Genomic DNA, 24,072 nt, shown 5'->3' on the forward strand with positions numbered 1-24,072 from the left:
CGGTCATTCCGGAATCCGGATCAGGTGGGAGCCGGAGCTGATCGCATTGACCGCGGAGACGAAGATCGGGCCGAGTTCGGTTCCGCTGGCCGCGCAGAAGAAGAAGTCCCCGTCGGTGTTTTCGGCCGTCCTTCGGGCCGAAGTTTGGCAGTCGTTGTCCGCGTCGCTGGCGGCGCCGGTGGCATCCGGTGATGCCGCCGCCGCCAGAACGTCGCGCACCAACTTGCCGCTGCCGCAACTGGCATTGGTGGCGTCACCGAACGCTACGGTCACGATCAGGACCTTCTCGGCCTTCGCATTGCCCGCGACCGTCTTGAAGTTGCTGCAGGCGGTGGCTTCGTCTTTGCTGCCGATGTCGCCCGAAGTGTCCAACGAAGTGAATCCGCTGATGTAGTCCTCGTTGGGCTGACCGTCCGTCTCGAAGATGATCCCTTTGCGCGCCGGGGCCGAACGCGCCGGCAGGCTTCCCAGGTTATTGGTGTCCTTGCCCAGGACGTACCGCGCCGCGGCCTTCAACGGCGAAGCGAGGTAGGTTCCTCCACTGGATTTCTGCAGGCAGTCCAGGCCCTTGAAGAGCGTGCTTCCGGTGTTCAGCGGCGGGGTTGCGCCGGGAACACCCGGATTCTTGATGTAGTCGTTGGAGAACGGGACCGGAATCCACGGGCCGTCCGTTTTTGAGCTGGAGGGTTCGGTGATACAGCTGCCGGAGGAACTGCTGCGGTGGATGGTGCCCAGCGCCACGTACTGCTGCTCCTTGGTCATCGTCTGGAGGGTGCTCTTGATCCCCGCGACCATAAGGTTCCGGTCGGGATCGCTCATGCTGCTGGTGCGGTCCGCGACCATCGCGATGTCCATGGCGTTCGGGACTTGGGCGCCGCAGGATCCCTTGCAGGCATCGGAGGCCAGCGCGCCGGTGTTCCCGACGTCGTACCCGATGACGGGAGCGAACACGAAGGGGACGTCCTTGTCATCGGCCACGGTGATCGTGTTGCACGTGTGCCCGTTTCCCGGAACGCAGGGAATGACGCAGATCTTCTCGTTGCATTTGGCTCCGGCCGTCGTTCCCGGGTCGCAGACGCCGGGGACCTGTCCGCTGGCCACGGTCTTGGAGGCCCCGGTGGACGCGACCACGCACCTGAAGGTGGCAACGGGCACCGCCTCGGGATCATTGGCCTTGGCGAACTGAAGCGCGACGTTCTTGGCTGCGGTCGGATCGGCAGGAAGGGAGTGGGCCCCGGCCAACGCCGCGGCGTCCAAGGCGTTGCTCAGCTCGTGACGCTCGTAGACCAGCTTTCCGAAGTCGAGGGCCAGGGCAAGGCACGCGAAGAGCACGGGAATGAGCAGGGCATACATCACCGTCGACGCTCCGCGTTCCCCGAGCATCCGGCGACGCTTTTCAGGGACGGACGGTACCGGTGTCACGGGGCGCATGATCCGCCTCCCCAGTTCTTGGAGCCCGACGTCACGGTCGCGGTTCCTTCCATCTTCATGACGGACTTGGCCTCGAACGCGCCGTCGAGTATCCAGGAGAAGAAACCAGTCGCGGACGACTGGGGGTAGCGCGCACAGACAACCACGACGCCGGGAGTTCCTCCCGAGGTGTCCACGGAGAACTTCACCTGGAGCTTGGAGTCATCCAGCTGACCCCTCGCCTGGCGGGTGTAGGCGATGACATCGCCCTGCGTCACGCCCTGCCGCGCGCCCTCGCGTGCCGCGGCTTGCAGGCTGATGTTTTGCGAGAACGCCAAGCCAAAGTCGATCACTCCCATGAGCATGGCGATCAGCAGGGGCAGAATGAGGGCAAATTCAACAGCCGTCGCCCCTCTTTGTTTCTCCCGATCCGGTGGATCGACCGCCGAGAACCTCAACATTTGCTGCTCCTTCCAAAGTGCACAGACATGGAACTGTCAGTTCAACAATGGGTTTGGCGCGGCATATGGTTGCCTGATTTTGCCGTCGCGTCCGATCGCGAAGGCGCTTAAAGCTGGCTTCCCCCCAAAGCTGGCTTCCCCCGATGCTCATCGTGCCCGCCCTGCCCGGTGAGGTCAAGCGATTGGGTCACGCGAAAAGCGCACGTCAGCGCCCCGGCGTCGGGCTGGAAGGAGCGCCGGGCAGGCTCAACCGCGTGCGGCACGGCCGCGCCGGCCAGCCAGCTCAGCGCGGGTTGAGGATGGGGAAGTCGGTGTCCCCCTTCTCCCCCTCCTCGAAGACGCGGGACGCGGAGCCCACGATCAGCGGGTCCGGCTCGCGGACCACCCTGTGGTTCTTGTCCGGGTAGTCCAGGAGGCTCAGCACGTGGCGCATGGCCTCCAGCCGGGCGCGCTTCTTGTCGTTGGACTTCACTACCGTCCACGGTGCGTCGGCCGTGTCGGTGTAGAAGAACATGGCCTCCTTGGCCTGCGTGTATTCGTCCCACTTGTCCAGCGAGGCAAGGTCCGTGGGGGACAGCTTCCACTGCCGCACCGGATCCGTCTCGCGGTTGGCGAAGCGGGCCAACTGTTCGCGCCGGCCCACCGAGAACCAGAACTTGACCAGCGTCGTCCCGGAATTGACCAGCATGCGCTCCAGCTCCGGAGCCTCGCGCATGAACTCGAGCAGCTGGCGCGAATCGCAGTAGCCCATCACGCGTTCCACGCCGGCCCTGTTGTACCAGGAGCGGTCGAACATCACGATCTCCCCGCCGCTGGGCAGGTGCTGGATGTAGCGCTGGAAGTACCACTGGGTGCGCTCGATGTCGGTGGGCTTCTCCAGCGCCACGATCCGGGCGCCGCGCGGGTTCAGGTGCTCCATGAACCGCTTGATCGCCCCGCCCTTCCCGGCGGCGTCCCGGCCCTCGAAGATGATGAGGACCTTTTGCCCCGTTTCCTTCACCCACAGCTGGGCCTTGAGCAGTTCGATCTGCAGCGCGCGCTTTTGCTGTTCGTACGCGCGGCGGGTCAGCTTGGTTTCGTAGGGGAAGTCGTGGCGCCAGGCATCGGGATCCGCGACGGGGAGGGCGCGGTTGTCCCGCTGCTCCAGCTCCTGCAGCTCGTCCACCTCGCCGACGTAGTCCACGGACACGGAGTGCCGTTCCCCTTCAGCGGGGGGCTCAAGGTGCTCGGGCGCCTCCACCGTGGCCTTGTCCAGCACCTCGTCGGTCTCGTCAGGCATGTCCAATCCCCTTTCCCGGCGGTATTGGATCCTGCCGGAACTATACGCCCGGCATAGGGGCCCTGCTAGGGTTTCCGGCGCCGGCCCACGCGTCCACGGGAGCGGCGGCTTTCGCCGAAACCTCCTGCTCTCCTCCCCCGTTTCGCCAAAGGACGGTGTCGGGTTTTGGGCCGGGAAGCAGCATCAAGCCTTGGCGAAACAAAGGGGCGGGGAATCAACCGTTGGTGAAACGGGAGGGGCGGGAGAGATCGTTGGCGTGGTCGCGGGCGAAGTCGTAGTACTCGCGCAACGTCAGCTTCGCCGCCGCCGCTTCGTCGACGACGACTGTCGTGTCCGGATGGAGCTGCAGGGCGGTGGCCGGACAGTAGGCCCCCAGCGGCCCCTCCGACAGGGTCGCGACGGCGTCCGCCTTGGCGGCGCCGGTGGCGACCAGCAGCAGGCGCCGGGCGCGCAGGATGGTGCCGATGCCTTGGGTAACGCAGTGGATCGGCACCGCTTCCGGGTCGCCGCCGAAGAAGCGGGCGTTGTCGCGGCGGGTGCCCGGGGCCAAGGTCTTCACCCGCGTGGAACTGCCGAGGGAGGAGCCGGGCTCGTTGAAGCCGATGTGCCCGTTGGCCCCGACGCCGAGCAACTGGATGTCCACTCCCCCGGCCGCGGCGATGGCGTCCTCGTAAGCGGTGCAGGCCGCCTCGAGGTGGTCGGCGGATCCGTCCGGGACATGGACGCGGGCCGGGTCCAGCCTGATGCGCCGGGTGACCTCCCGGTCGATGACCGCGTGGTAGCTCTGCGGGTGCCCGGGCTCAAGGCCCACGTACTCGTCGAGGGCGAACGCGGTGGTGCGCGAGACGTCCAGGCCCCGGGCGGCCAAGGCGGCGAGTTCGCGGTAGGTGGCCAGCGGGCTGGAGCCCGTGGCAACGCCAATCACCGGCTGCGGGCCGGCGGCAATGGTCTCGGCGATAATGCCGGCCGCGTGGCGCCCCACGGCGTCCGCGTCGGGGAGGACGATGATTTCCATGCGGGCAGCATAGGGCAAGTACTCCGTACCGGCGGAAACGGCCGAAGGCCCCGCAACCAAAACGGTTGCGGGGCCTTCGGAATAGAAGCAAAAGCTTCCGGCAAGCGGTTTAGCGCTTGGAGTACTGCGGAGCCTTGCGGGCCTTCTTGAGACCGGCCTTCTTGCGCTCGATGACGCGGGCGTCGCGAGTCAGGAAGCCAGCCTTCTTCAGGGCCGGGCGGTTGTTCTCGCGGTCGATCTCGTTCAGCGAGCGGGCAACGCCCAGGCGCAGCGCGCCGGCCTGGCCGGAGGGGCCACCGCCGTGGATGCGGGCGATGACGTCGTAGGCGCCGTCGAGCTCGAGGAGCTTGAACGGCTCGTTGACTTCCTGCTGGTGCAGCTTGTTCGGGAAGTAGTCTTCCAGCGTGCGGCCGTTGACGGTCCAGTTGCCGGAACCCGGAACAACACGGACGCGGGCGACGGCTTCCTTGCGGCGGCCGACGGCGGAGCCGGCGACGGTCAGGGCCGGGCGCTCCTTGACGACGGTCTCGCCGACCGGTGCGGACTCGGAGGTGTAGGCGGCCGGAGCCGCACCTTCGAATTCGTTCTGCTCTTCAGTGTTCTGAGCCACGATTATCTCCTAAAAGTCTTTTTTCTCGGGGCCCAGCGCTACTGCGCGACCTGGGTGATCTCGAAGGTCTTCGGCTGCTGCGCAGCGTGCGGGTGCTCGGCACCGCGGTAGACCTTGAGCTTGGCCAGCTGCTTGGCAGCGATGGAGTTCTTGGGAAGCATGCCCTTGACGGCCTTCTCGACGGCCAGGACCGGGTTCTTCTCAAGCAGCTCCGCGTAGTTCACGGACTTCAGGCCGCCCGGGTAACCGGAGTGGCGGTAGGCGCGCTTCTGCTGGAGCTTGGCGCCGGTGAGGGCGACCTTCTCGGCGTTGATGATGATGACGAAATCGCCCTGGTCCATGTGGGGGGCGAAAGTCGGCTTGTGCTTGCCGCGCAGCAGGGTTGCGGTCTGGCTGGCGAGGCGGCCCAGAACGACGTCGGTGGCGTCAATGATCAGCCACTGACGGTCGGCGTCCTCAGGCTTAGGAGAGTACGTACGCACGGTAATTGCCTTCGTTTAATGGTTACTGGTCAAGCGCTTCCGCCGGAGGCAGCGGTGAGATCCACTCCCGGAAGGGCGCCGTGTTATCGATGCGCTGTACCAGTTCGTCAGGTGAGGGCTGATCCAACCGGCCGCCCAGAGGCTGCCTGCCATCCCCACAGACCAGAGGTCCTGCAACTGGACCCGCACGCGGAGAAGGTTGTGTCAGGCAAAGGACATGCACAACAACCACCTACTTTAGCGGATCGGGGCACCGGCCTCCAAAAGCAGCTGCGGACGCCCCTCGCCGGCCCTACTCCACCCGGCGGCGCATTCCGCGGGCGCCGTCCACCGAACCGCCCCATTGGAGACCTGGTCCCACCTTCGGACATCCCGGCGCATACCTATCCAACGGGTCCCTTTACGCCCATCCACCGCCAGTCCCCCTCGTCCTCGGAGACGGGAAACAGGTGGTCGATACGCCCTCAGTGGTGGCTCGAAGCCACAAATTTCGACTTTTTCGGCGGTTGGGCCAAAAATAATTCGCCTTCGTCAGGCCAATTTTCCTTCGGATTCCGTCGGTCGGAATTTCCTGAAAAGACAGGGTTTTTTGGGCTTGGATCCCGGCCCGCCGGGAAGTCAACTCTTGATTCCGTCGTCAGGGCTGCGCCAGGCAAACGAATCCATCGAAGGCGACACGCGTCACACCTTGAGGCGGCTGGACTTGCTGACAGCCGAGTGACCCGGGGAGCTCCGCCCGGCCCCCAGGCCGCCCCCGCCCGAAGGCTCAGTTCCCCTAGCACGGGCGTCCCTGAGGCGCCAAATCCAGCGGCCCCGCTATCGGAGCCCGGAGAATCTGCATCCCGGCTACGGAAACGGTTTTACAAAAATTCACTGAAAATCGAAGCCATTAGTTGAGTCTTGAATTGGCGCGGATCTTGCGCCAAAACTCGTTGTCAGACGGCGGATCCCAGCGATGGAGCCGGCGAAAAAATTCTTGAAAAGGGACTAGGCAAGTCAAATTTCCGTGCTTAGAGTTCCAACCAGATGTCAGTGGTCGGGGGGCCACGAAGGGGGCAGCCGGAAACGGCAAGGCATCTACTGGGGGCAAGACAAGCTAGACAATTGAATCCAGAGCACCCTCAAACCTCTCCTCAACACAAGGCTGGTTGTGGCACAAGGCCGCAACCATTTGAGAAAGATTTGGGGTATTTCAATGAACACCATCGCCGCACACATCATGACCACCATCCACGTCCTGGGCGTCAAGCTGAAGCGAGAGGAAAAGGGAGCCACCGCCGTCGAGTACGGCATCATGGTCGCGCTGATCGCCGTAGTGATCATCACCGTCGTCGGCACCATTGGTACGGATCTCTTGGCCAAGTTCACCCAGGTCGCAAACGCAATCTAACCTACACCCGGCTTCAGCCGGCCGGTGGTGGGGCGGCGCGCGGACCGCGCCGCCCCACCACACCCACTCCACCGTCAACGAGTAGCTGGGGGGCTCTCATGCGGTACGGAACACCTAGCCGATGGGCGCGTTTCTTGGGGGAACGCGGGGCATCGGCCCTCGAAGGCGGGCAGCTCTGCCGGGTTAAGGCCCAGGTCCTGTCCAACACCAATTCCACGACCAGCTTCACCCAGCTTCCGCCCGTGTCGGGGGACACGGGCGCCGGCACGGTGACCGCTACCATGCAAGCAGCCGAAACCGGGGCCCGCCTTCGACTGGGTCTCGGTCTTCGTCGTGCCGGTTTTCGGCCCCTCTCGCGCGGCCGGCGTCGCGGACAGCGTCGCCGCCAGGTGGGGGCTCCGGTCGAACCCACCTCGGAGTGTTTGCTGGCCTTCTCAGTCTGCGAGCTGGGCGGCATGTCGACGACTGGGGCCACCATGGTCACGCTGACCCAATGATCCGTTGCGGGGGCGTGTCTTGGGGGCGTGCCCCCGCAACCTCATCCGTTGGGGCAAGCAAGGCAATCACTAGGCAACACCTGCCTGAATATTGGGGGAAAACGAATGAAAACGAGGCTGCTGGGGGGCATGGCAGCGCTGGTCCTGGCCATCGTCGGTGCCATCCTACTTCTCAATTACGTCAAGGCCGCTGACCTGCGCGCCCAGAAGGACCTGAACCCGGTTACAGTGCTGGTCGCGACCACGGACATCCCGGCCGGCACCTCTGTCGGGGACCTGGCCTCCTACTTGGAGACCAAATCGCTGCCGGGAACCGCCGTCGCACCGGGTGCGCTCAGCACTCTGGAGGAGGTCACGGACAGGGTGGTTGCCTCCGACATCGTCGCCGGCGAGCAACTCCTGGATGCCAAGCTCGTCGCCGAGTCGGCCCAGCTGACGCCGGGCACGGTCGCCGTTCCGTCCGGCCTGCAGGAAGTGACAGTCCTGCTGGAACCGGAGCGGGTGGCCGGCGGCAACCTCACGGCCGGGGACAAGGTGGGCATCTTCACCAACTTCACCGTCAAGGAAAAGAACAACCCGGACGCGGAAGAGGATGAGGTCGCCAAGCACCTCTACGACAAGGTCCTGGTTACCGCGATCCAGATCGCCCCCAGTGAGCAGACCGAAACCAAGGAGGGCACCACCGCAATGCCCTCGGGTTCCGCCTACGTCACTTTCGGCGTCGATTCAGTCCAGGCCACCAAGATCATCTACGCCCAACTCAATGGCGCACTCTGGCTGACCAAGCAGAACGATGACACCAATCCCGGCGACCGCACGGTCCTCGACGTGAATGAGGTACTGAAATGAGCCGCTTCCTTCTCCTGACGGACATCCAGGACTTCGAGCGCCGCTTGCGCGCCGCGGTGAAGGGCGTCATGCCCGGCGCCATCCAGCGGATCTCCGCCGAGGCGGCCCACCTCACCCCGCGCGACCTGCTCACCCGCAGCATCGGCGAGCCGACCGACGTCGTGCTGTTCGGTCCGGACGTCGACCGCGAGGCGGCCTTCCGCCTCGCTCGGGAACTGGACCTCCAGCATCCGGACCTCGCGGTGGTCCTTGCCGGCACCCCGGAACCGGAGGAGATCGTGGCGGCGATGCGCGCCGGCATCCGCGACATCGCGGACCCGGCCTCGGATCCGGCCGAGCTGCGCCTGCTTCTGGAACGCGCCTGCCTGGCGACCGATTCCCGCCGCCGCCAGGGCGGCGAGGGAAGCGGCGGGGAACGACGCCGGGGCCGCGTCATAGCGGTCATGTCGCCCAAGGGCGGGGTCGGGAAGACCACCGTCTCCACGAACCTGGCCGTCGGGCTGGCCAAGGCGGCGCCGATGGGGGTGGTGATCGTGGACCTGGACCTGCAGTTCGGTGACGTCGCCAGCGCCCTGAACCTGGACCCGGAGCACACCATCGCGGACGCCGTGTTCGGGGCCGCGGCCCAGGATTCCATGGTGCTCAAGGCCTTCCTGTCCCTCGACGAAACCGGCGTCTACGCGCTGTGCGGGCCGAAAAACCCGGCGGACGCGGACCTCATCACCTCCGAGCAGGTGGCCGTGCTGATCAACCAGCTGGCCGCCGAGTTCCAGTACGTGGTGCTGGATACCGCCCCTGGCCTCGGCGAGCACGTGCTTGCCGCGCTGGAACAAGCGACCGACGCCGTGTGGGTGGTGGGCATGGACGTGCCGAGCATCCGCGGCCTGAATTCAGGGCTCGGGGTGCTCAAGGAGCTGCAGTTGATGCCTCAGGGCCGGCACGTGGTGCTCAACTTCGCGGACCGGCGCACCGGCCTGTCCGTCCAGGATGTCGAGACATCGATCGGGATTCCCGTGGACACCGTGGTCCCGCGCTCGCGCATGGTGCCGCTGAGCACCAACAAGGGCATGCCACTGCTGACCGGGGCGACGCGGGACGGCGCCTGGCGCGGCTTGGACAAGCTGGCCAAGCGGTTTGCCCAGGACTCCAAACAGGAGCCCAAGCTTCCCCGGCAGGAGGTCCTCCAGTGAACCTGAGCGAACGCCTGAACTCGATGCGCGGCGAGCGCCCCGACGCCACCGGCAACGGCTCGGCGGGCGCGGTCGGGCAGGCCCCGCCGGTCCCGCAGCCGGAATCACCGGCTGCGCCGGTGCCGGCCGAACCGGAAGCACCGCGCTCCGAGGTGTTCGACCTGTCCCTCGGCTACGGCGAACCGGACGGCTCCGCCGCGCCCGGCACGGAGGAGCCGTCCGGCCTGGCCGGGAAGCTCGCCTCCCAGGGGGCGGCCTCCCAACCGGCGCCGCCCCGCGGCAAGTCCGACGCCCTCGCCGGGCTCAAGGCCCGCGCCGCCGAGGCACTGTACGGCAGGCTCGGCACGCGCATCACAGACACCTCGCTGAGCGAGGAAGCGGTGCGCCAGCTCGCCCGCGACGAACTCAGCCAAGTGATCGACCAGGAGCAGGTGCCGCTCACCCCCGAGGAACGGCGGCGTTTGATCCGTGACATCGGCGACGAGGTCCTGGGGCTTGGACCGCTCCAGCGCCTGCTCGACGACGAGGACATCACCGAGATCATGGTGAACGGGCCGGACCGGATCTACGTGGAGCGCCGCGGCCAACTGTCCCTGTCCGATTCGACGTTCAGCTCGGAGGAGCAGCTGCGCCGGGTCATCGAGCGGATCGTTTCCCGGGTCGGCCGGCGCATCGACGAATCGTCCCCTCTGGTGGATGCCCGGCTCGAGGACGGCAGCCGCGTCAACGCCATCATCCCGCCGCTGGCGGTCAGCGGCGCCACGCTGACCATCCGCAAGTTCAGCAAGAGCCCCTACACCGTGCGCAACCTGATCGATTTCGGCACGCTGAGCACGGACATGGCGCATCTGCTCGATGCGTGCGTCAAGGCCCGGCTGAACGTCATCGTTTCCGGCGGCACCGGCACCGGCAAGACGACCCTCCTGAACGTGCTTTCCGGGTTCATCCCCAGCGACGAGCGCATCATCACCATCGAGGACGCCGTGGAGCTCCAGCTCCAGCAGGAGCACGTGGTGCGCCTGGAGAGCCGCCCGCCGAACATCGAGGGCAAGGGTGCCATCACCATCCGCGACCTGGTGCGCAACTCGCTGCGCATGCGTCCGGACCGCATTGTGGTCGGCGAGGTCCGCGGCGGCGAGACCCTGGACATGCTGCAGGCCATGAACACCGGCCACGACGGCTCCATTTCCACGGTCCACGCCAACACGCCCCGCGATGCGATCGCCCGCCTTGAGACGCTGGTCCTGATGGCTGGCATGGACCTTCCGCTGCGTGCGATCCGCGAGCAGGTCGCCTCCGCCGTGGACGTGATCGTCCAGCTCACCCGGCTGCGCGACGGCACCCGCCGCGTCACCCACATCACGGAGGTCCAGGGCATGGAAGGGGACATCGTCACCCTCCAGGACGCGTTCCTCTTCGACTACTCCGCAGGGCTGGACTCCAACGGGCGCTTCCTCGGCAAGCCGCAACCGACCGGTATCCGCCCCCGGTTCCTGGACCGCTTCCACGACATGGGCATCGTCCTGCCCCCGAGCATCTTCGGGGACCCGCGGCCTCTCACCACGACGGGCAGGCGGTAACCATGGGAATGCTGCCCATCGCTGCCGGGATCGCGGCCTGGCTCGCCGCGGTGTTGGTCCTGCTGTTTACGGTCTACCGGCCGGCCAGCGCGGAGATCAGCCGGGAGCGGCGCAAGCGGCTGACCGGCAGACCCGCCTTCGCCGGCCTCGCGCGGCCGGCCTCCCTGCTGACCCGCTTCAGCGGGGCCGCCGTGGGGGTGGCCGAACGTACCGTCGGGACCAGCGGACGCGGGCTGTTCAGCCAGGAGGCGATGCAGGGAGCCGGACTCAAGATCTCCCCGGCGGAGTTCCTGGTACTGCTGGCCGCCGGGGCCGTGGTGGCCGCGCTCCTCGGAACCGCGCTCAACGGCCTAGGGCTGGGCCTGGTGCTGGCCCTGCTGGTGCCGCTCGCCGGCTGGCTGGTCCTCACCGTGCTGCGGGAGAAGCGACGGACCAAATTCGGTCTCCAGCTGCCGGACCTGGTCCTGACGCTCGCCGGCAGCCTCCGCGCGGGGCACTCGGTTATGCGTGCCATTGACTCCGCCGCCGAGGAATTCGACGCACCCATGTCCGAGGAGCTGGCGCGGATAGTCAACGAGGTCCGCATGGGACGCAACCCCGAAGAAACCATGGTGGAAACCGCGCGCCGCATGGACTCCGATGACTTCTCCTGGATCGCGGAGGCGATCCAGATCAACCGCGAGGTCGGCGGCGACCTGTCCCAGGTGCTGGACCAGGTTGGCGACACCATTCGCGAACGGGCTCAGATCAAGGGCCAGGTGCGCGCCCTGTCGGCGGAGGGCAAGATGTCCGCTTACATCCTGATCGCCCTGCCCTTCGGCATCAGCGGCGTCCTGTATGTCATGAATCCGGACTATCTCGGCACGCTATTCTCCCACCCGCTGGGGCTCGCGATGCTCGCGGTCGGCGGCATCATGCTCGCCATCGGCTCCTTCTGGATGAGCCGCATGATCAAGATCAAGTTCTAGGGGGAATCATGGGAATCGGAATCGTGGGCTGGCTGGCCATCGCCCTGCTGGTGCTGCCGCTGGCCTTCCTCACTTGGGGACTCGTCGCCGTCGACCGCAACCAGTTTGTGCTGATCCGGCGCAACCTCTCCCGCGTCGGTGCGGCGGCCACCGAGCAGCGGAATCGGGGGGATGCGGACTTCGCCGCCATCGCCCGGCGGATCACCCCGGGGACCTATGCCGCCAAGCTGGACCGCCAGTTGGCCATGGCCGGGCGCCCGGCCGCCTGGCCGCTGGACCGAATCCTCATCCTGAAGCCGGTCCTCGCCCTGGCCGGGGCCGGCTTGGGCCTGCTGTTCATGGGCGGGCGCGCCGAGGCCGTGCCCGTCCTGCTCCTGCTGTTCCTGACGGCTTTCGGGTACTTCCTGCCCGACCTGCTGGTTTACAACATCGGGCTGAAGCGCCAAGAGGCCATGCAGCTTGAACTGCCCAACATGCTCGACCAGCTGCTGATCTCGGTGGAGGCCGGTTTGGGCTTCGAGGCGGCGATGAACCGCGTGGCGGCGGGAAGTTCCGGCCCGATGGCCGAGGAAATGGGGCGCACCCTGCAGGAAATGCAGATGGGCCGCTCCCGCCGCGAGGCGTACCAGGCGATGGCCGACCGCTCCTCGGTGCAGGACCTCAAGGCCTTTATCCGGGCGGTGGTCCAGGCGGACCGCTATGGCATCGGCATCGCGCGGGTGCTGCGGACCCAGGCCGGGCAGATGCGCGTCAAGCGCCGTCAGCGGGCGGAGGAAAAGGCGATGCAGCTGCCCGTGAAGATCCTCTTCCCGCTGCTGTTCTTCATCTTCCCCACGCTGTTCATCGTCATCATGGGCCCTGCGGCCATCAACATCATGACCAGCAGCTTTTTCGGCTGATCGCCGACACACCGCAATCCAGGACGGAGCCTCCCGTGTCCCTGCCCACCCCGACCGCCGTGCGCCGACATCCCCGCGCCGTGGTCCTCGTGACCGCACCGATCGAATCGATCTACCAGATCGACTACGACTTCGAAGTACCCGAATCCGGGCTCACCCTGGACAGGGTGTATGCCGACCTTCTCGGGTGGGCGGAGTACGACTCCTGGTACGGGGACCGGGTGCACTTCGTGGCGGAGATCCTGGACACCTCCTCCGTCCCGATCACGCTCGGCCGCCATGCGGTGGTCGCCGGCGGCGAAGACTGCAACGTCCTGCACTGCGCGTCGGCCTGGGCGCAGGAGTTCATCGTCAACCCCGACCTGCTGCTCTCCCCCGACCATTCCGCGGGAAAGCACCTCGCCGGCATGGGCGCCTGACTCCGGAGGCGACGATCCGCGGCGTCAGCGGGCGTCGACGTCGTGCGCCGCGCGCCGGGCCCGCGTCTGTTCGGCCCGAGTGGCCAGCTCCGCGGTGCCCGGATAGGCCACCTCCTCCAGCACCAGCGGGTGCGGGGCGGCCAGCTTGGTCTTCGCATCGCGGACCTTCTCGCCCAGCCTTTCGGCCAGCCATCCCTGCGGTTCGCGCGCGTCCCCGACCAGCAGGACGGCCCCGACCAGGGCCCGCACCATGTTGTGGCAGAATGCGTCCGCGCGCAGGTGGGCCACGAGGACTCCGTCCTCCCCACGGACGAAGCGGAAGTCCTCCAGGGTGCGGATGGTCGTCGCCCCCTCGCGCGGCTTGCAGAAGGAGTGGAAGTCGTGGCGTCCGGCCACCGTGGCCGCCTCCGCGTTCAACAGGTCCGCATCCAGCGGCTGCCCGTGCCACAGCGTCGTCGCCCGGGTCAGCGGATCCCAACGCTCGGGCCCGTCGGCGATCCGGTAGGAGTAGCGCCGCCACAGGGCGGAGAACCGGGCATCGAACCCCGGGTCCGCCAGCGCCGCGGAATGCACGAACACCGTGCCCCCCAGCCGGGAGAGCACACCCCGGACCCGGCGAACAAGCGCCAGTTCCGGTTCGATGGCCTGGCCGCGCGGCAGCCCCTGCCACTCCCCCGGTGTCAGGTCGAAGTGCACCACCTGTCCGCGCGCGTGGACGCCGGCGTCGGTCCGGCCGGCCACCACGGTCCGCACCGGACGGCGCACCAACATCGCGAGGGCCTCCTCCAGCGCCCCCTGCACGGTGGGGAGCCCGGGCTGCGTGGCCCACCCGTTGAACGCCGCGCCGTCGTAGGCCAGCTCCATCCGAACCCGCACCGTCGCGGGTTCGGAGGCACCGGCGTCGGACACGGCGGCACCCAAAATATTGCCGTCAGGCAGGGAATCAAGCATGGGAAAGATTGTAGCGAGGCGGCGTGTGTGCTGCCGCCCGGTCGCCTAACGCCAGCCCGCCTTCCGCGGGATCACTTCCCGTCGAAGGCCGCCTCCAGGGCCGCGAGGTCCAGTTTCCGCATGGGCATCAGGGCGTCCCAAGCACGTTTCACCGCCGCGGAATCCTCGCTGATGAAGAAACTGTTGATCTTCCGCGGGACCACCTGCCACGAGAGCCCGTACTTGTCCTTGAGCCATCCGCACTGGCTCTCCTGCCCGCCGTCCGCCGTGAGGGCGTCCCAGTAGCGGTCGATTTCCGCCTGGTCCTCGCAGTAGAGCTGGATGGAGACGGCCTCGTTGAACGTGAACTCGGGCCCGCCGTTCAGGGCGGTGTAGCGGCGGCCGTCGAGTTCAAACTCCACCGTCAGCACCGTGCCGGCGGGCAGCGGCTGGTCCTGGATCGGCTGGTCCTGGATGTAGTACGAGGTTTCGACGATCCGCGAGTTCGGGATGAGGCCAACGTAGAACCGCGCCGCCTCCTCGGCCTGCGTCGCGAACCACAAACAGGGGGCGGTCTTGTCCTTGGGCGTTTCCACGGGGCACTCCTCACGGCAGGTGGTTTTGCTCCACCCTAGGCCCGCGCAGAACCGGACGGAACCCCGGCGCCGGACCCGGCGTCGTGCTCCAAAGCCGTTCGTTAAAACAGGCAGGCCCGCCGCTCCTGCGAGCGGCGGGCCTGGCCCGTGGGTTGCCGAAAAGGGCTAAGGCCTAGGCCTCGTCCTTCTTCTCGGTCTCCGCGGTCTCGACCTCGGCGGCCTCGGCAGCCGGGGTCTCCTCGACCGTCGGCTCCTCGACCGGAGCGGCCTTGGCGGCAGCCTTCTCGGCTTCCTTCACAACGGCCTGCTTCGGGGAAACCGGCTCCAGGACCAGCTCGATGACAGCCATCGGAGCGTTGTCGCCCTTGCGGTTGCCGATCTTGGTGATGCGGGTGTAGCCGCCCTCGCGCTCGGTCATCACCGGGGCGATGTTCTCGAACAGCTCGTGGACGATGCCCTTGTTGGTGCGGGAACGCGAAGCGATCACGGACTGCACACGACGGCGGGAAGCCAGGTCACCGCGCTTGGCGAAGGTGATCAGGCGCTCGGCGAACGGGCGCAGGCGCTTGGCCTTGGTCACCGTGGTGGTGATGCGCTTGTGCTCGAACAGCTGGGCCGACAGGTTGGCCAGCATCAGGCGCTCGTGGGCGGGACCGCCTCCGAGGCGCGGACCCTTGGTGGGGGTAGGCATTGGTTTTTCTCCTCAAATGGAGCCCTCCGGACCGAACCTCAAAGGAAGCGGGCCCGTGGGCAAAGTTTTAGTCCTTGAATCGGCCCTTAGGCCTCTTCGTCACCGTAAGCGGCGTCGTCCTCTTCGATGGCGGCAGCGCGAGCGGCGAGGTCAAACCCTGGAGGGGAATCCTTCAGGGACAGACCCAGTTCGATCAGCTTCGCCTTGACCTCATCGATGGACTTGGCACCGAAGTTGCGGATGTCCATGAGGTCGGCCTCGGAGCGGGCAACGAGCTCACCCACGGTGTGGATGCCCTCACGCTTGAGGCAGTTGTAGGAGCGGACGGTCAGTTCCAGGTCCTCGATCGGCAGGGCCATGTCGGCGGCGAGGGCGGCGTCCGTCGGGGACGGGCCGATCTCGATGCCTTCAGCGGCCGTGTTCAGTTCGCGGGCCAGACCAAACAGCTCGACCAGGGTCGTGCCGGCGGACGCAACGGCGTCGCGCGGCGCGATGGAATCCTTGGTCTCGACGTCGACAATCAGCTTGTCGAAGTCGGTGCGCTGCTCGACGCGGGTGGCCTCCACGCGGAAGGTCACCTTCAGAACCGGAGAGTAGATGGAGTCGACCGGGATACGGCCGATTTCCTGGTCTGCGCTCTTGTTCTGCGAAGCCGAAACATAGCCGCGGCCACGCTCGATGGTCAGCTCCATGTCGAACTTGCCCTTCGCGTTCAGCGTCGCGATGTGCAGCTCGGGGTTGTGGAACTCCACACCAGCGGGCGGGGTGATGTCCGCGGCCGTGACGACGCCGGGGCCCTGCTTGCGCAGGTAGGCGACGACGGGCTCGTCGTGCTCGGAAGACACCGCCAGGTTCTTGATGTTCAGGATCAGTTCGGTGACGTCTTCCTTCACACCCGAAACCGTGGTGAATTCATGCAGCACGCCGTCGATCCGCACGCTGGTCACCGCTGCCCCCGGGATGGAGGACAGCAGGGTGCGGCGGAGCGAATTGCCAAGGGTGTAGCCGAAGCCCGGCTCCAGCGGTTCGATGATGAACCGGGAGCGGTTGTCGGCGACGACTTCTTCGGTCAGAGTGGGTCGCTGTGCGATAAGCACTTAAGATTTCCTTTCAGCGAGCGTCCGCTATATGACGCAACACAGGGGGTGGAAACGGCGTCTGCCTGCCGGCGAACGTCAGTTGGTCCAGCGGACCGCGGGCGGCAAGTGCCGCCGTCGTTCCTACAAGGACGACGGCGGCACGCACCTGGCGCGGTCAACTAGACGCGGCGACGCTTCGACGGACGGCAGCCGTTGTGCGCGCTCGGGGACACGTCCTGGATGGACCCGACCTCGAGGCCAGCGGCCTGCAGCGAGCGAATGGCGGTCTCGCGACCGGAGCCCGGACCCTTCACGAACACGTCAACCTTCTTCATGCCGTGCTCCTGCGCACGCTTTGCAGCGGCCTCGGCGGCCATCTGCGCGGCGTACGGGGTGGACTTGCGGGAGCCCTTGAAGCCAACCTCACCGGCGGAAGCCCAGGAGATGACCGCACCGCTCGGGTCCGTGATGGACACGATGGTGTTGTTAAAGGTGCTCTTGATGTGCGCCTGACCAAGCGCGATGTTCTTCTTGTCCTTGCGACGCGGCTTGCGCACCGCTCCACGAGTCTTCGGGGGCATACTTTTACTCCTACGAGAAAATTTGGGCTTAGGGGGCCGCTAGATTTAGCGGGCCTTCTTCTTACCGGCGACGGTGCGCTTCGGGCCCTTGCGGGTACGAGCGTTGGTCTTGGTGCGCTGACCGCGGACCGGCAGGCCCTTGCGGTGGCGGATGCCCTCGTAGGAGCCGATCTCAACCTTGCGGCGGATGTCGGCAGCAACTTCGCGGCGGAGGTCGCCTTCGACCTTGAAGTTGCCCTCGATGAAGTCACGCAGCTGAACCAGCTCAGCGTCGGTGAGGTCCTTGACACGGGTATCGGGGTTGATCCCGGTCTCGGCGATGGTCTGCTCTGCACGGGTCTTGCCCACGCCGTAGATGTAAGTAAGCGCGATGATCACGCGCTTTTCGCGCGGGATGTCTACGCCAGCGAGACGAGCCATATTGGTTGTCTACTTTCGTTTTGCGGAGGTCTGAAGCAGCCCATCCCCGTTTCCGGGTCCCCGGCCTCCGTGCCGGGGGTGTGCGTCCCGCGTAGTGGACGCTGAGCTGCCTTTATTGATAACTACGCGCAGGTCTTATTTCCCGTGCGGGAAATTAGCCCTGGCGCTGCTTGTGGCGTGGGTTTTCGCAGATCACCATGACCCGACCGTTACGGCGGATCACCTTGCACTTATCGCAGATCGGCTTCACGCTAGGGTTAACCTTCACGGTTTTCTCCTTTGCGGTTGCTGTGTTGGATTGAGCTGACGTAACTACCTTCGCTTCCCGCGCAAGCGCGGGGGCGGAAGTCTTTACTTGTAGCGGTAGACGATACGGCCGCGGTTGAGGTCGTACGGGCTGAGTTCCACCACTACGCGGTCCTCTGGGAGGATCCGGATGTAGTGCTGACGCATCTTTCCCGAGATAGTTGCAAGCACAACGTGCCCGTTCGGAAGCTCAACGCGGAACATCGCGTTGGGCAGTGCCTCCGACACGGTGCCTTCTACCTCGATGACACCCTCTTTCTTGGCCATATCCTCCGCTAACGTTTGTGCCAGGACGGGTGTCCCGACGGTTTTTGTTTCCGGCCGCTCCTGCCCGCAGGCCCGCCACACCCTCCGGGGAACCCCGGCGGCGTTTTGGGCATAGGCATAGAGACAACCAACGCATAAGCCTACCCGGGTTCGCCCGATTTCGCTAATCGGCACAGGAGACGACCCCAATTGGAGAACGCTGCTTGGGAAGTGCACCTTAAACGCCGCGTTTAAGGTGCACTTCCCAGACAGCGTTGTGGGGAGGCCAAACCTCTCCTGTGGATAACCGGTGTCAGGCCCCAGCCGGGAGGCAGGATTGGCTCATGAGGCCGCTCCCTCCCCTACTCCACCCTCTGCGGGACAGGGTCTTCACCCACCGGCTCGCCTGCCGGCTTGGCGTTCCGCGGAAACGGCTGCAGGCCAGCGACATCACCAGCCTGCACCGTGGCCTGTACTGCCACGGCCCCACCGCCCCCAGCGAAGCCGCCGTTGTCGCCGGGCTGGAACTGCTGCACCCTGGCCTCCATGCCTCCCACCAAACCGCAGCGCGCGTCCATGGCCTCGGGTTGCCCGCCGCCCTCCAAAAAGCTGCCGAGCTGCATGTCTCGCGCGGCAACGAACAGCCCGTGCTGCGACTGCACGGCACCGTCTGTCATCGACTGGCGGTCCACCCCGGCGAGGTGCAAACCGTCCTGCCGCCGCTGGACGGTCCCTTCGAGGCCACAGGCCTGCGGATTGCCACCCCGGCCCGCACGTGGCTGGACCTCGCTGCCCTGCTGCCCTTCGAGGACCTCGTGGCGGTCGGGGACCAGGTGGTCCGAATCCCGCGGGCAAGGTTCGAAGGCCGCATTGATCCTTGGGCTACGCCCGCCGGCCTCAGCCGGCTGCTTGACGCCCACCCCAATTTCACCGGAATCCGGACTGCTCGCGCAGCCCTCAAGGACGTCAGGGTTGGCTCGGATTCGCCGCCCGAGACGAAGCTGCGGCTGGCCCTGGTCCGAAGCGGCCTGCCCGAGCCCGAACTGCAGGTGCGGCTGGACCCCGAGGACCAATGGTCTCCCGAGGCGGATCTCGGCTACCGGCATTTCAGGGTAGCGATCCAGTACGAGGGCGCTTCTCACCGCACCCCCGAACAGCTGCGCCGCGACAACCGACGCGACGCGCAGTTCGACAAGGCCCGCTGGCGGTACCTCAAGTTCGACTCGGCCGACCTCTTCGACGGCTTCGCCCGGGCCTGCCGCGAGGTCCGCGAAGCCCTATGCCAGGCCCAAAACGAAAACCCTGCTTGAGTTGTGCACCCCAAAATCCCGTCTTGGGGTGCACAACTCAAGCAGGGTTGCCGCGATATCGGGCCGTTACGCCTCAATCGGGGACGGCACGACGCCGAACGGCGCCAGGCCGGCCACGCCGCCGTCGTGTGCGGACAGCACCCAGATGCCGCCCAGGTGCACCGCGACGGTGTGCTCCCACTGGGACGCGCGCGAGCCGTCGGTGGTCACCACGGTCCAGTCGTCCTCCAGCACCCGGGTCTCGATGTTTCCGCGCACCAGCATCGGCTCGATGGCCAGGCACAGGCCCGGCTTCACGCGCGGCCCGCGGTGGCCGGAGCGGTAGTTGAGCACGTCCGGGGCCTGGTGCATCTCGGAGCCGATGCCGTGGCCGACGTAGTCCTCCAGGATGCCCAGCGGCTTGCCGGGGGCGGCGGAGACGAAGTCGTCGATCGCCTCGCCGATCTGCCCGACGAAGCGCGCGTCCGCCAGCGCCGCGATGCCGCGCCACATGGCCTCCTCGGTGATGTCGCTCAGCCGCTGGTCCTCCGGGTCGGCCTGGCCCACGATGACCGTGCGGGCGGAGTCGGAGTGCCAGCCGTCCACGATCGCGCCGCCGTCGATCTTGAGCACGTCCCCGTCCTGCAGCACGTAGTCCGACGGGAAGCCGTGGACGACCTCGTGGTTGACGGACGCGCAGATGGTGGCCGGGAAGCCGTGGTAGCCCTTGAAGTTGCTGGTGGCCCCGTGGCGCTCCAGGACGCCGGCGAACACGGCGTCCACCTCCCCCGTGGTCGTGCCGATCGTCGCAGCGGCGGCCGCCTCGTCCAGCGCCTCGGCCAGGACCAGCCCGGCCGCTCGCATCTTCAGGATCTGGCTGTTGGTCTTGTACTCGATCTTCGGCTGGCCGAACGCCATGGTGTTTTCCTCCCGGTTGGTCTGGTTCCAATTATCCCGCACGACGGCGGAAGCCCCCGCCCGTCGTTGGGCGGAGGCTTCCGGTGCGGTGCCCGGCGGTACGGGGCACCGGGGCGTGGTGGCGCTAGGACTTCAGAGCGCCGAGGACGCGGTCGGTGACCTCGTCGATGGGGCCGATGCCGTCGACCTGGCGGACGATCCCGCGGTCCAGGTAGCGGTCCACCACGATCTGGGTCTGCTCGTGGTAGAGCGCCAGGCGGTGGCGGATGACCTCCTCGGTGTCGTCGGCGCGGCCCTCGATCTCGGCGCGCTTGAGCAGGCGGGCCACGAGCTCGTCATCGTCGGCGGTCAGCTGCAGCACGCCGTCCAGGGTCTGCTCGTTGGCGGCCAGGATGGAGTCGAGCTCGTCGACCTGGGCGGAGGTGCGCGGGTAGCCGTCAAGCAGGAAGCCCTCGGACACGTCGTCCTGGGCGAGGCGGTCGCGGACCATGTTGTTGGTCACCGAGTCCGGGACGAAGTCGCCGTTGTCGATGTACTTCTTCGCCTCGACGCCCAGCGGCGTCAGCTCCTTGACGTTGGCGCGGAAGATGTCGCCGGTGGACACGGCCACGACGCCGAGCCGCTCGGAGATGCGGGCGGCCTGGGTACCTTTCCCGGAACCGGGCGGGCCAATGATCAGGAGACGGGTCATCGCAAGAGTCCTTCGTAGTGTCGCTGCTGCATTTGGGCATTGATTTGCTTGACGGTTTCAAGACCCACGCCAACCATGATGAGGATCGAGGTTCCGCCAAACGGGAAATTCTGGTTCGCGCCGATCTGCACGAAGGCGATCAGCGGGATCAGAGCCACGAAAGCCAGGTAGATGGCTCCCGGGAGAGTGATGCGGGCGAGCACGTACTGGAGGTACTCGGCCGTCGGGCGTCCGGCGCGGATGCCCGGGATGAAGCCGCCGTAGTTCTTCATGTTGTCCGCCACCTCGGTGGGGTTGAAGGTGATGGCGACGTAGAAGTACGTGAAGAAGAGGATCATCAGCGCGTAGATGACCATGTACAGCGGCGAGGTCCCCGACAGGTGCGACTGCACCCACAGCGCCCAGTCCGGCAGCGTCCCGTCGGCGCGGACGTTGAACTGCACCAGCATGGTGGGCAGGGACAGCATCGAGGACGCGAAGATGACCGGGATGACGCCGGCCATGTTGACCTTCAGCGGAATGTAGGTCGAGGTCCCGCCGACCGTGCGGCGGCCCACCATGCGCTTGGCGTACTGGACCGGAATGCGGCGCTGGGACTGCTCGACGAAGACCACCAGGGCCACGACGACGACACCGATCAGCATCACCGCGGCGAACACCCACCAGCCCTGGGTGGAGATGATCTGGCCCATCGAGGCCGGGAAGCCCGAGGCGATCGAGACGAAGATCAGCAGGGACATGCCGTTTCCGACGCCCTTCTCGGTGACCAGTTCGCCCATCCACATGATCAGGCCGGTGCCGGCGGTGAGCGTGATGACCATCAGCAGCACCACGATCAGCGAATCGTCGGGCACGATCGGCAGGGTGCAGCCGGCGAACAGCGCGCCGGAGCGGGCCAGGGACACCAGCGTGGTCGCCTGCAGCAGGCCCAGCGCGATCGTCAGGTACCGCGTGTACTGGGTCAGCGTCGCCTGTCCGGCTTGGCCTTCCTTGTGCAGTTCCTCGAAGCGCGGGATCACCACGCGCAGCAGCTGCACGATGATGGACGCGGTGATGTAGGGCATGATGCCCATGGCGAAGATCGAGACCTGGAGCAGGGCGCCGCCGCTGAAGAGGTTGACGAACTGGTACAACCCACCGCTCGTGGTGCCGGCCGCAAGGCACTGCTGGACATTGGTGTAGTCCACACCCGGGGCGGGAATGAACACGCCCACCCGGTAGATAGCGATGATGGCCAGCGTGAACAGCAGCTTGCGCCGGAGGTCAGGCGTCCGGAAAACCCGGGCAATGGCGCTGAACAAGCGTCCTCCTGAAAGATTGTTGCCGGACCGCGGTCCGGGATTGACGTCCTGAGTCTACCGGTATCGGATGGATGGCCCGTAAACAAACGCACACAAACAGCTTGAAGGCGCGACGCCGGAGGGCGCCGCGCGCGGTTAAAAGCCGAAGGGCCGCCGGGACCGGTTTGCACCGGACCCAGCGGCCCTTCAGAGGATCGACAAGATCAACGCAAGCTTAGAGCTCGGTCACGGTGCCGCCAGCGGCGGCGATCTTCTCGGCGGCGGACGCGGAGAAGGCGTTGACCTTCACGTCCACCTTGACGGTGATGTCGCCGGTGCCCAGGACCTTGACGGGCTGGTTCTTGCGAACGGCGCCCTTCGCGACCAGGGTCTCGACGGTGACCTCGCCACCTTCGGGGAACAGTTCCGAGAGCTTGTCCAGGTTCACGACCTGGAACTCGACGCGGAACGGGTTCTTGAAGCCGCGCAGCTTCGGCAGGCGCATGTGCAGCGGCAGCTGGCCGCCGGCAAAGCCAGCCTTGACCTGGTAGCGGGCCTTGGTGCCCTTGGTGCCGCGACCGGCGGTCTTGCCCTTGGAGCCTTCACCGCGACCCACACGGGTCTTCGCGGTCTTGGCGCCCTGGGCGGGACGCAGGTGGTGGACCTTGAGAGCGGTTTCCTTGTTCTCAGCCATGATTACTTCGCCTCCTCAACCTTCACGAGGTGCGGAACCGTGTTGATCATGCCCACGGTCACGGCGTCGGCGGTACGGACCACGGTGTGGCCGATCCGCTTCAGACCGAGCGAGCGCACGGTGTCGCGCTGGTTCTGCTTGCCACCAATGGTGGACTTGATCTGGGTAATTGCCAGCTTCGCGTCGCTGGGGACCAGGTTCTTGGCCACTTGCTACGCACCTGCCTTCGCGTTGTTGATGGTGCGCAGCATCTGGGCCGGCACAACCTCGTCCATCGGCAGGCCACGGCGGGCCGCAACGGCCGCCGGCTCTTCCAGCATCTTCAGCGCGGCCACGGTGCCGTGGACGATGTTGATCTGGTTGGAGGTGCCCATGGACTTGGACAGGACATCGTGGATACCGGCGCACTCGAGCACGGCGCGGACCGGACCGCCGGCGATAACGCCGGTACCCGGAGCGGCCGGACGCAGCAGCACGACGCCGGCAGCGGCCTCGCCCTGCACCACGTGCGGGATGGTGGAGCCGACGCGCGGAACGCGGAAGAAGGACTTCTTGGCTTCCTCAACGCCCTTGGCAATGGCGGCCGGAACTTCCTTGGCCTTGCCGTAGCCGACGCCAACGAGGCCGTTGCCGTCGCCCACCACAACGAGTGCGGTGAAGCTGAAGCGGCGGCCGCCCTTGACGACCTTGGCCACGCGGTTGATGTTCACAACGCGCTCAAGGAACTTGTCCTTGTCCTCGTTGCGGCTGTCCTTGGAATCGCGGCCACGGCCACGTCCCTCGCCACGACCGCGGCCTTCGCCACGGCCACGACCGTCGCCACGGCCTTCGCCGCGACGTGCGCCGGCGTTGTCGGCGGCGGGAGCAGCGGTCTCCACTGCCTCAGTTGCTTCAGACACCTGAGTTTCCTTCTCGTTAGTAGCTTCGCTCACAGTGCCAGCCCACCTTCACGAGCGCCATCGGCAACCGCGGCCACGCGGCCGTGGTACTTGTTGCCGCCGCGGTCGAAGACGACCGCCTCGATGCCGGCAGCCTTGGCGCGCTCGGCAACGAGCTCGCCAACGCGCTTGGCCTTGGCGGTCTTGTCACCCTCGAAGGCGCGCAGGTCGGCCTCGAGCGTGGACGCGTAGGCCACGGTGATGCCCTTGCTGTCATCGACAACCTGGACAAACATGTGGCGAGCGGAGCGGTTGACGACCAGGCGCGGACGCGCCTCGGTGCCAACGATGCGCTTACGGACACGCAGGTGGCGGCGCCCGCGAGAGGCGCTCTTGCTCTTACCCTTGATTCCGAGAGCCATGG

The 24,072-nt window shown here is 66.5% G+C and carries 29 protein-coding genes; 8 read left to right on the forward strand and 21 right to left on the reverse strand.

Annotation, left to right across the window (positions count from 1 at the left end; all coding sequences use genetic code 11):
* Window positions 1-3 precede the first annotated feature (3 nt).
* The 6 genes from ABD912_RS04655 to rplM form a co-directional block, all read right to left on the reverse strand.
* Window positions 4-1,422 (reverse strand): TadE/TadG family type IV pilus assembly protein, encoded by a 1,419-nt coding sequence (locus tag ABD912_RS04655; RefSeq protein WP_345148838.1) that lies wholly within the window; start codon window positions 1,420-1,422, stop codon window positions 4-6.
* Entirely contained in the window at window positions 1,419-1,871 is a 453-nt protein-coding gene (locus ABD912_RS04660; RefSeq protein WP_345148840.1) for a TadE/TadG family type IV pilus assembly protein, read from the reverse strand. The genes ABD912_RS04655 and ABD912_RS04660 overlap by 4 nt, the downstream gene beginning before the upstream one ends.
* A 283-nt stretch (window positions 1,872-2,154) precedes the next feature.
* Window positions 2,155-3,150 (reverse strand): polyphosphate kinase 2, encoded by a 996-nt coding sequence (gene ppk2 / locus ABD912_RS04665; RefSeq protein ID WP_345148842.1) that lies wholly within the window; start codon window positions 3,148-3,150, stop codon window positions 2,155-2,157.
* 214 nt (window positions 3,151-3,364) lie between these two features.
* Window positions 3,365-4,165, reverse strand: coding sequence for a glucosamine-6-phosphate deaminase (gene nagB / locus ABD912_RS04670; protein WP_345148845.1), 801 nt, complete (start codon window positions 4,163-4,165; stop codon window positions 3,365-3,367).
* A gap of 109 nt (window positions 4,166-4,274) precedes the next feature.
* Window positions 4,275-4,775: a 30S ribosomal protein S9 gene (gene rpsI / locus ABD912_RS04675; protein WP_345148848.1), complete on the reverse strand. Its 501-nt coding sequence runs from the start codon at window positions 4,773-4,775 to the stop codon at window positions 4,275-4,277.
* 38 nt (window positions 4,776-4,813) lie between these two features.
* Window positions 4,814-5,257, reverse strand: a complete 444-nt coding sequence (gene rplM / locus ABD912_RS04680; RefSeq protein WP_345148850.1) for a 50S ribosomal protein L13 — start codon at window positions 5,255-5,257, stop codon at window positions 4,814-4,816.
* 1,219 nt (window positions 5,258-6,476) lie between these two features.
* Between rplM and ABD912_RS04685 the strand changes: the two genes are divergently transcribed.
* From ABD912_RS04685 to ABD912_RS04715, 7 genes are all read left to right on the forward strand, one after another.
* On the forward strand, window positions 6,477-6,647 hold the full coding sequence (locus tag ABD912_RS04685) for a Flp family type IVb pilin (protein WP_345148851.1): 171 nt from the start codon (window positions 6,477-6,479) through the stop codon (window positions 6,645-6,647).
* Between the two features lie 602 nt (window positions 6,648-7,249).
* On the forward strand, window positions 7,250-7,993 hold the full coding sequence (gene cpaB / locus ABD912_RS04690) for a Flp pilus assembly protein CpaB (protein WP_345148852.1): 744 nt from the start codon (window positions 7,250-7,252) through the stop codon (window positions 7,991-7,993).
* Complete coding sequence (locus ABD912_RS04695; RefSeq protein ID WP_345148854.1) at window positions 7,990-9,183, forward strand: AAA family ATPase; 1,194 nt, start codon at window positions 7,990-7,992, stop codon at window positions 9,181-9,183. The genes cpaB and ABD912_RS04695 overlap by 4 nt, the downstream gene beginning before the upstream one ends.
* Window positions 9,180-10,763 carry a CpaF family protein gene (locus ABD912_RS04700; protein WP_345148855.1) on the forward strand — a complete coding sequence of 528 codons (1,584 nt, stop codon included), beginning with the start codon at window positions 9,180-9,182 and terminating at the stop codon, window positions 10,761-10,763. Before ABD912_RS04695 ends, ABD912_RS04700 begins: the two co-directional genes overlap by 4 nt.
* A 2-nt stretch (window positions 10,764-10,765) precedes the next feature.
* The gene (locus ABD912_RS04705; protein ID WP_345148857.1) at window positions 10,766-11,731 is read left to right on the forward strand and encodes a type II secretion system F family protein; all 966 of its coding nucleotides are present in this window, start codon (window positions 10,766-10,768) and stop codon (window positions 11,729-11,731) included.
* An 8-nt stretch (window positions 11,732-11,739) separates the two neighbouring features.
* Window positions 11,740-12,630, forward strand: coding sequence for a type II secretion system F family protein (locus ABD912_RS04710; RefSeq protein ID WP_345148859.1), 891 nt, complete (start codon window positions 11,740-11,742; stop codon window positions 12,628-12,630).
* Window positions 12,631-12,665: 35 nt separating this feature from the next.
* A complete protein-coding gene (locus ABD912_RS04715; protein WP_345148861.1) occupies window positions 12,666-13,049 on the forward strand; it encodes a hypothetical protein in 384 nt (127 codons plus the stop codon).
* Window positions 13,050-13,073: 24 nt separating this feature from the next.
* Here ABD912_RS04715 and truA read toward each other — a convergent pair whose 3' ends face one another.
* From truA to infA, 8 genes are all read right to left on the reverse strand, one after another.
* Window positions 13,074-13,913, reverse strand: a complete 840-nt coding sequence (gene truA / locus ABD912_RS04720) for a tRNA pseudouridine(38-40) synthase TruA (RefSeq protein ID WP_345149415.1) — start codon at window positions 13,911-13,913, stop codon at window positions 13,074-13,076.
* Window positions 13,914-14,071: 158 nt separating this feature from the next.
* Window positions 14,072-14,575 carry a VOC family protein gene (locus ABD912_RS04725; RefSeq protein WP_345148863.1) on the reverse strand — a complete coding sequence of 168 codons (504 nt, stop codon included), beginning with the start codon at window positions 14,573-14,575 and terminating at the stop codon, window positions 14,072-14,074.
* Window positions 14,576-14,747: 172 nt separating this feature from the next.
* Window positions 14,748-15,266, reverse strand: coding sequence for a 50S ribosomal protein L17 (gene rplQ, locus ABD912_RS04730; protein ID WP_345148865.1), 519 nt, complete (start codon window positions 15,264-15,266; stop codon window positions 14,748-14,750).
* Window positions 15,267-15,352: 86 nt separating this feature from the next.
* Window positions 15,353-16,363: a DNA-directed RNA polymerase subunit alpha gene (locus tag ABD912_RS04735; protein WP_345148866.1), complete on the reverse strand. Its 1,011-nt coding sequence runs from the start codon at window positions 16,361-16,363 to the stop codon at window positions 15,353-15,355.
* 161 nt (window positions 16,364-16,524) lie between these two features.
* Window positions 16,525-16,926 carry a 30S ribosomal protein S11 gene (gene rpsK / locus ABD912_RS04740; RefSeq protein WP_345148868.1) on the reverse strand — a complete coding sequence of 134 codons (402 nt, stop codon included), beginning with the start codon at window positions 16,924-16,926 and terminating at the stop codon, window positions 16,525-16,527.
* A 45-nt stretch (window positions 16,927-16,971) separates the two neighbouring features.
* On the reverse strand, window positions 16,972-17,346 hold the full coding sequence (gene rpsM / locus ABD912_RS04745) for a 30S ribosomal protein S13 (RefSeq protein ID WP_345148869.1): 375 nt from the start codon (window positions 17,344-17,346) through the stop codon (window positions 16,972-16,974).
* Window positions 17,347-17,500: 154 nt separating this feature from the next.
* Window positions 17,501-17,614: a 50S ribosomal protein L36 gene (gene rpmJ, locus ABD912_RS04750; protein ID WP_071894985.1), complete on the reverse strand. Its 114-nt coding sequence runs from the start codon at window positions 17,612-17,614 to the stop codon at window positions 17,501-17,503.
* An 83-nt stretch (window positions 17,615-17,697) separates the two neighbouring features.
* On the reverse strand, window positions 17,698-17,919 hold the full coding sequence (gene infA / locus ABD912_RS04755; protein WP_068731548.1) for a translation initiation factor IF-1: 222 nt from the start codon (window positions 17,917-17,919) through the stop codon (window positions 17,698-17,700).
* Between the two features lie 323 nt (window positions 17,920-18,242).
* Here infA and ABD912_RS04760 point away from each other — a divergent pair, with 323 nt between their 5' ends.
* Window positions 18,243-19,208 (forward strand): endonuclease domain-containing protein, encoded by a 966-nt coding sequence (locus ABD912_RS04760; protein WP_345148872.1) that lies wholly within the window; start codon window positions 18,243-18,245, stop codon window positions 19,206-19,208.
* Window positions 19,209-19,274: 66 nt separating this feature from the next.
* On the opposite strand, the gene map is transcribed toward ABD912_RS04760, so the two are convergent.
* From map to rplR, 7 genes are all read right to left on the reverse strand, one after another.
* Window positions 19,275-20,105 (reverse strand): type I methionyl aminopeptidase, encoded by an 831-nt coding sequence (gene map, locus ABD912_RS04765; protein WP_345148874.1) that lies wholly within the window; start codon window positions 20,103-20,105, stop codon window positions 19,275-19,277.
* Window positions 20,106-20,229: 124 nt separating this feature from the next.
* Window positions 20,230-20,796, reverse strand: coding sequence for an adenylate kinase (locus ABD912_RS04770; protein WP_345148875.1), 567 nt, complete (start codon window positions 20,794-20,796; stop codon window positions 20,230-20,232).
* Window positions 20,793-22,097, reverse strand: a complete 1,305-nt coding sequence (secY, locus tag ABD912_RS04775) for a preprotein translocase subunit SecY (protein ID WP_345148876.1) — start codon at window positions 22,095-22,097, stop codon at window positions 20,793-20,795. Before secY ends, ABD912_RS04770 begins: the two co-directional genes overlap by 4 nt.
* Window positions 22,098-22,311: 214 nt before the next feature.
* A complete protein-coding gene (gene rplO / locus ABD912_RS04780; protein ID WP_345148877.1) occupies window positions 22,312-22,770 on the reverse strand; it encodes a 50S ribosomal protein L15 in 459 nt (152 codons plus the stop codon).
* Window positions 22,771-22,772: 2 nt separating this feature from the next.
* Window positions 22,773-22,979 carry a 50S ribosomal protein L30 gene (gene rpmD, locus ABD912_RS04785; RefSeq protein WP_345148878.1) on the reverse strand — a complete coding sequence of 69 codons (207 nt, stop codon included), beginning with the start codon at window positions 22,977-22,979 and terminating at the stop codon, window positions 22,773-22,775.
* Between the two features lie 3 nt (window positions 22,980-22,982).
* Complete coding sequence (gene rpsE / locus ABD912_RS04790; RefSeq protein WP_425548018.1) at window positions 22,983-23,702, reverse strand: 30S ribosomal protein S5; 720 nt, start codon at window positions 23,700-23,702, stop codon at window positions 22,983-22,985.
* Complete coding sequence (gene rplR, locus ABD912_RS04795) at window positions 23,699-24,070, reverse strand: 50S ribosomal protein L18 (RefSeq protein WP_345148880.1); 372 nt, start codon at window positions 24,068-24,070, stop codon at window positions 23,699-23,701. Before rplR ends, rpsE begins: the two co-directional genes overlap by 4 nt.
* Window positions 24,071-24,072: the final 2 nt, after the last annotated feature.

Source organism: Arthrobacter ginkgonis (genome assembly GCF_039540195.1).
Lineage (GTDB): Bacteria > Actinomycetota > Actinomycetes > Actinomycetales > Micrococcaceae > Zafaria > Zafaria ginkgonis.

Excerpts from the sequence above, each read along its gene's own strand:
- rpsM (WP_345148869.1), bottom strand. The coding sequence starts at position 17,346 with ATGGCTCGTCTCGCTGGCGTAGACATCCCGCGCGAAAAGCGCGTGATC.
- rplO (WP_345148877.1), bottom strand. The coding sequence starts at position 22,770 with ATGGCTGAGAACAAGGAAACCGCTCTCAAGGTCCACCACCTGCGTCCC.
- map (WP_345148874.1), bottom strand. The coding sequence starts at position 20,105 with ATGGCGTTCGGCCAGCCGAAGATCGAGTACAAGACCAACAGCCAGATC.
- infA (WP_068731548.1), bottom strand. The coding sequence starts at position 17,919 with ATGGCCAAGAAAGAGGGTGTCATCGAGGTAGAAGGCACCGTGTCGGAG.
- ABD912_RS04760 (WP_345148872.1), top strand. The coding sequence starts at position 18,243 with ATGAGGCCGCTCCCTCCCCTACTCCACCCTCTGCGGGACAGGGTCTTC.
- ABD912_RS04705 (WP_345148857.1), top strand. The coding sequence starts at position 10,766 with ATGGGAATGCTGCCCATCGCTGCCGGGATCGCGGCCTGGCTCGCCGCG.
- rplR (WP_345148880.1), bottom strand. The coding sequence starts at position 24,070 with ATGGCTCTCGGAATCAAGGGTAAGAGCAAGAGCGCCTCTCGCGGGCGC.
- nagB (WP_345148845.1), bottom strand. The coding sequence starts at position 4,165 with ATGGAAATCATCGTCCTCCCCGACGCGGACGCCGTGGGGCGCCACGCG.
- ABD912_RS04695 (WP_345148854.1), top strand. The coding sequence starts at position 7,990 with ATGAGCCGCTTCCTTCTCCTGACGGACATCCAGGACTTCGAGCGCCGC.
- ABD912_RS04660 (WP_345148840.1), bottom strand. The coding sequence starts at position 1,871 with ATGTTGAGGTTCTCGGCGGTCGATCCACCGGATCGGGAGAAACAAAGA.
- rplQ (WP_345148865.1), bottom strand. The coding sequence starts at position 15,266 with ATGCCTACCCCCACCAAGGGTCCGCGCCTCGGAGGCGGTCCCGCCCAC.
- truA (WP_345149415.1), bottom strand. The coding sequence starts at position 13,913 with ATGGAGCTGGCCTACGACGGCGCGGCGTTCAACGGGTGGGCCACGCAG.
- ABD912_RS04685 (WP_345148851.1), top strand. The coding sequence starts at position 6,477 with ATGACCACCATCCACGTCCTGGGCGTCAAGCTGAAGCGAGAGGAAAAG.
- ABD912_RS04710 (WP_345148859.1), top strand. The coding sequence starts at position 11,740 with ATGGGAATCGGAATCGTGGGCTGGCTGGCCATCGCCCTGCTGGTGCTG.
- cpaB (WP_345148852.1), top strand. The coding sequence starts at position 7,250 with ATGAAAACGAGGCTGCTGGGGGGCATGGCAGCGCTGGTCCTGGCCATC.
- ABD912_RS04770 (WP_345148875.1), bottom strand. The coding sequence starts at position 20,796 with ATGACCCGTCTCCTGATCATTGGCCCGCCCGGTTCCGGGAAAGGTACC.
- rpsK (WP_345148868.1), bottom strand. The coding sequence starts at position 16,926 with ATGCCCCCGAAGACTCGTGGAGCGGTGCGCAAGCCGCGTCGCAAGGAC.
- ppk2 (WP_345148842.1), bottom strand. The coding sequence starts at position 3,150 with ATGCCTGACGAGACCGACGAGGTGCTGGACAAGGCCACGGTGGAGGCG.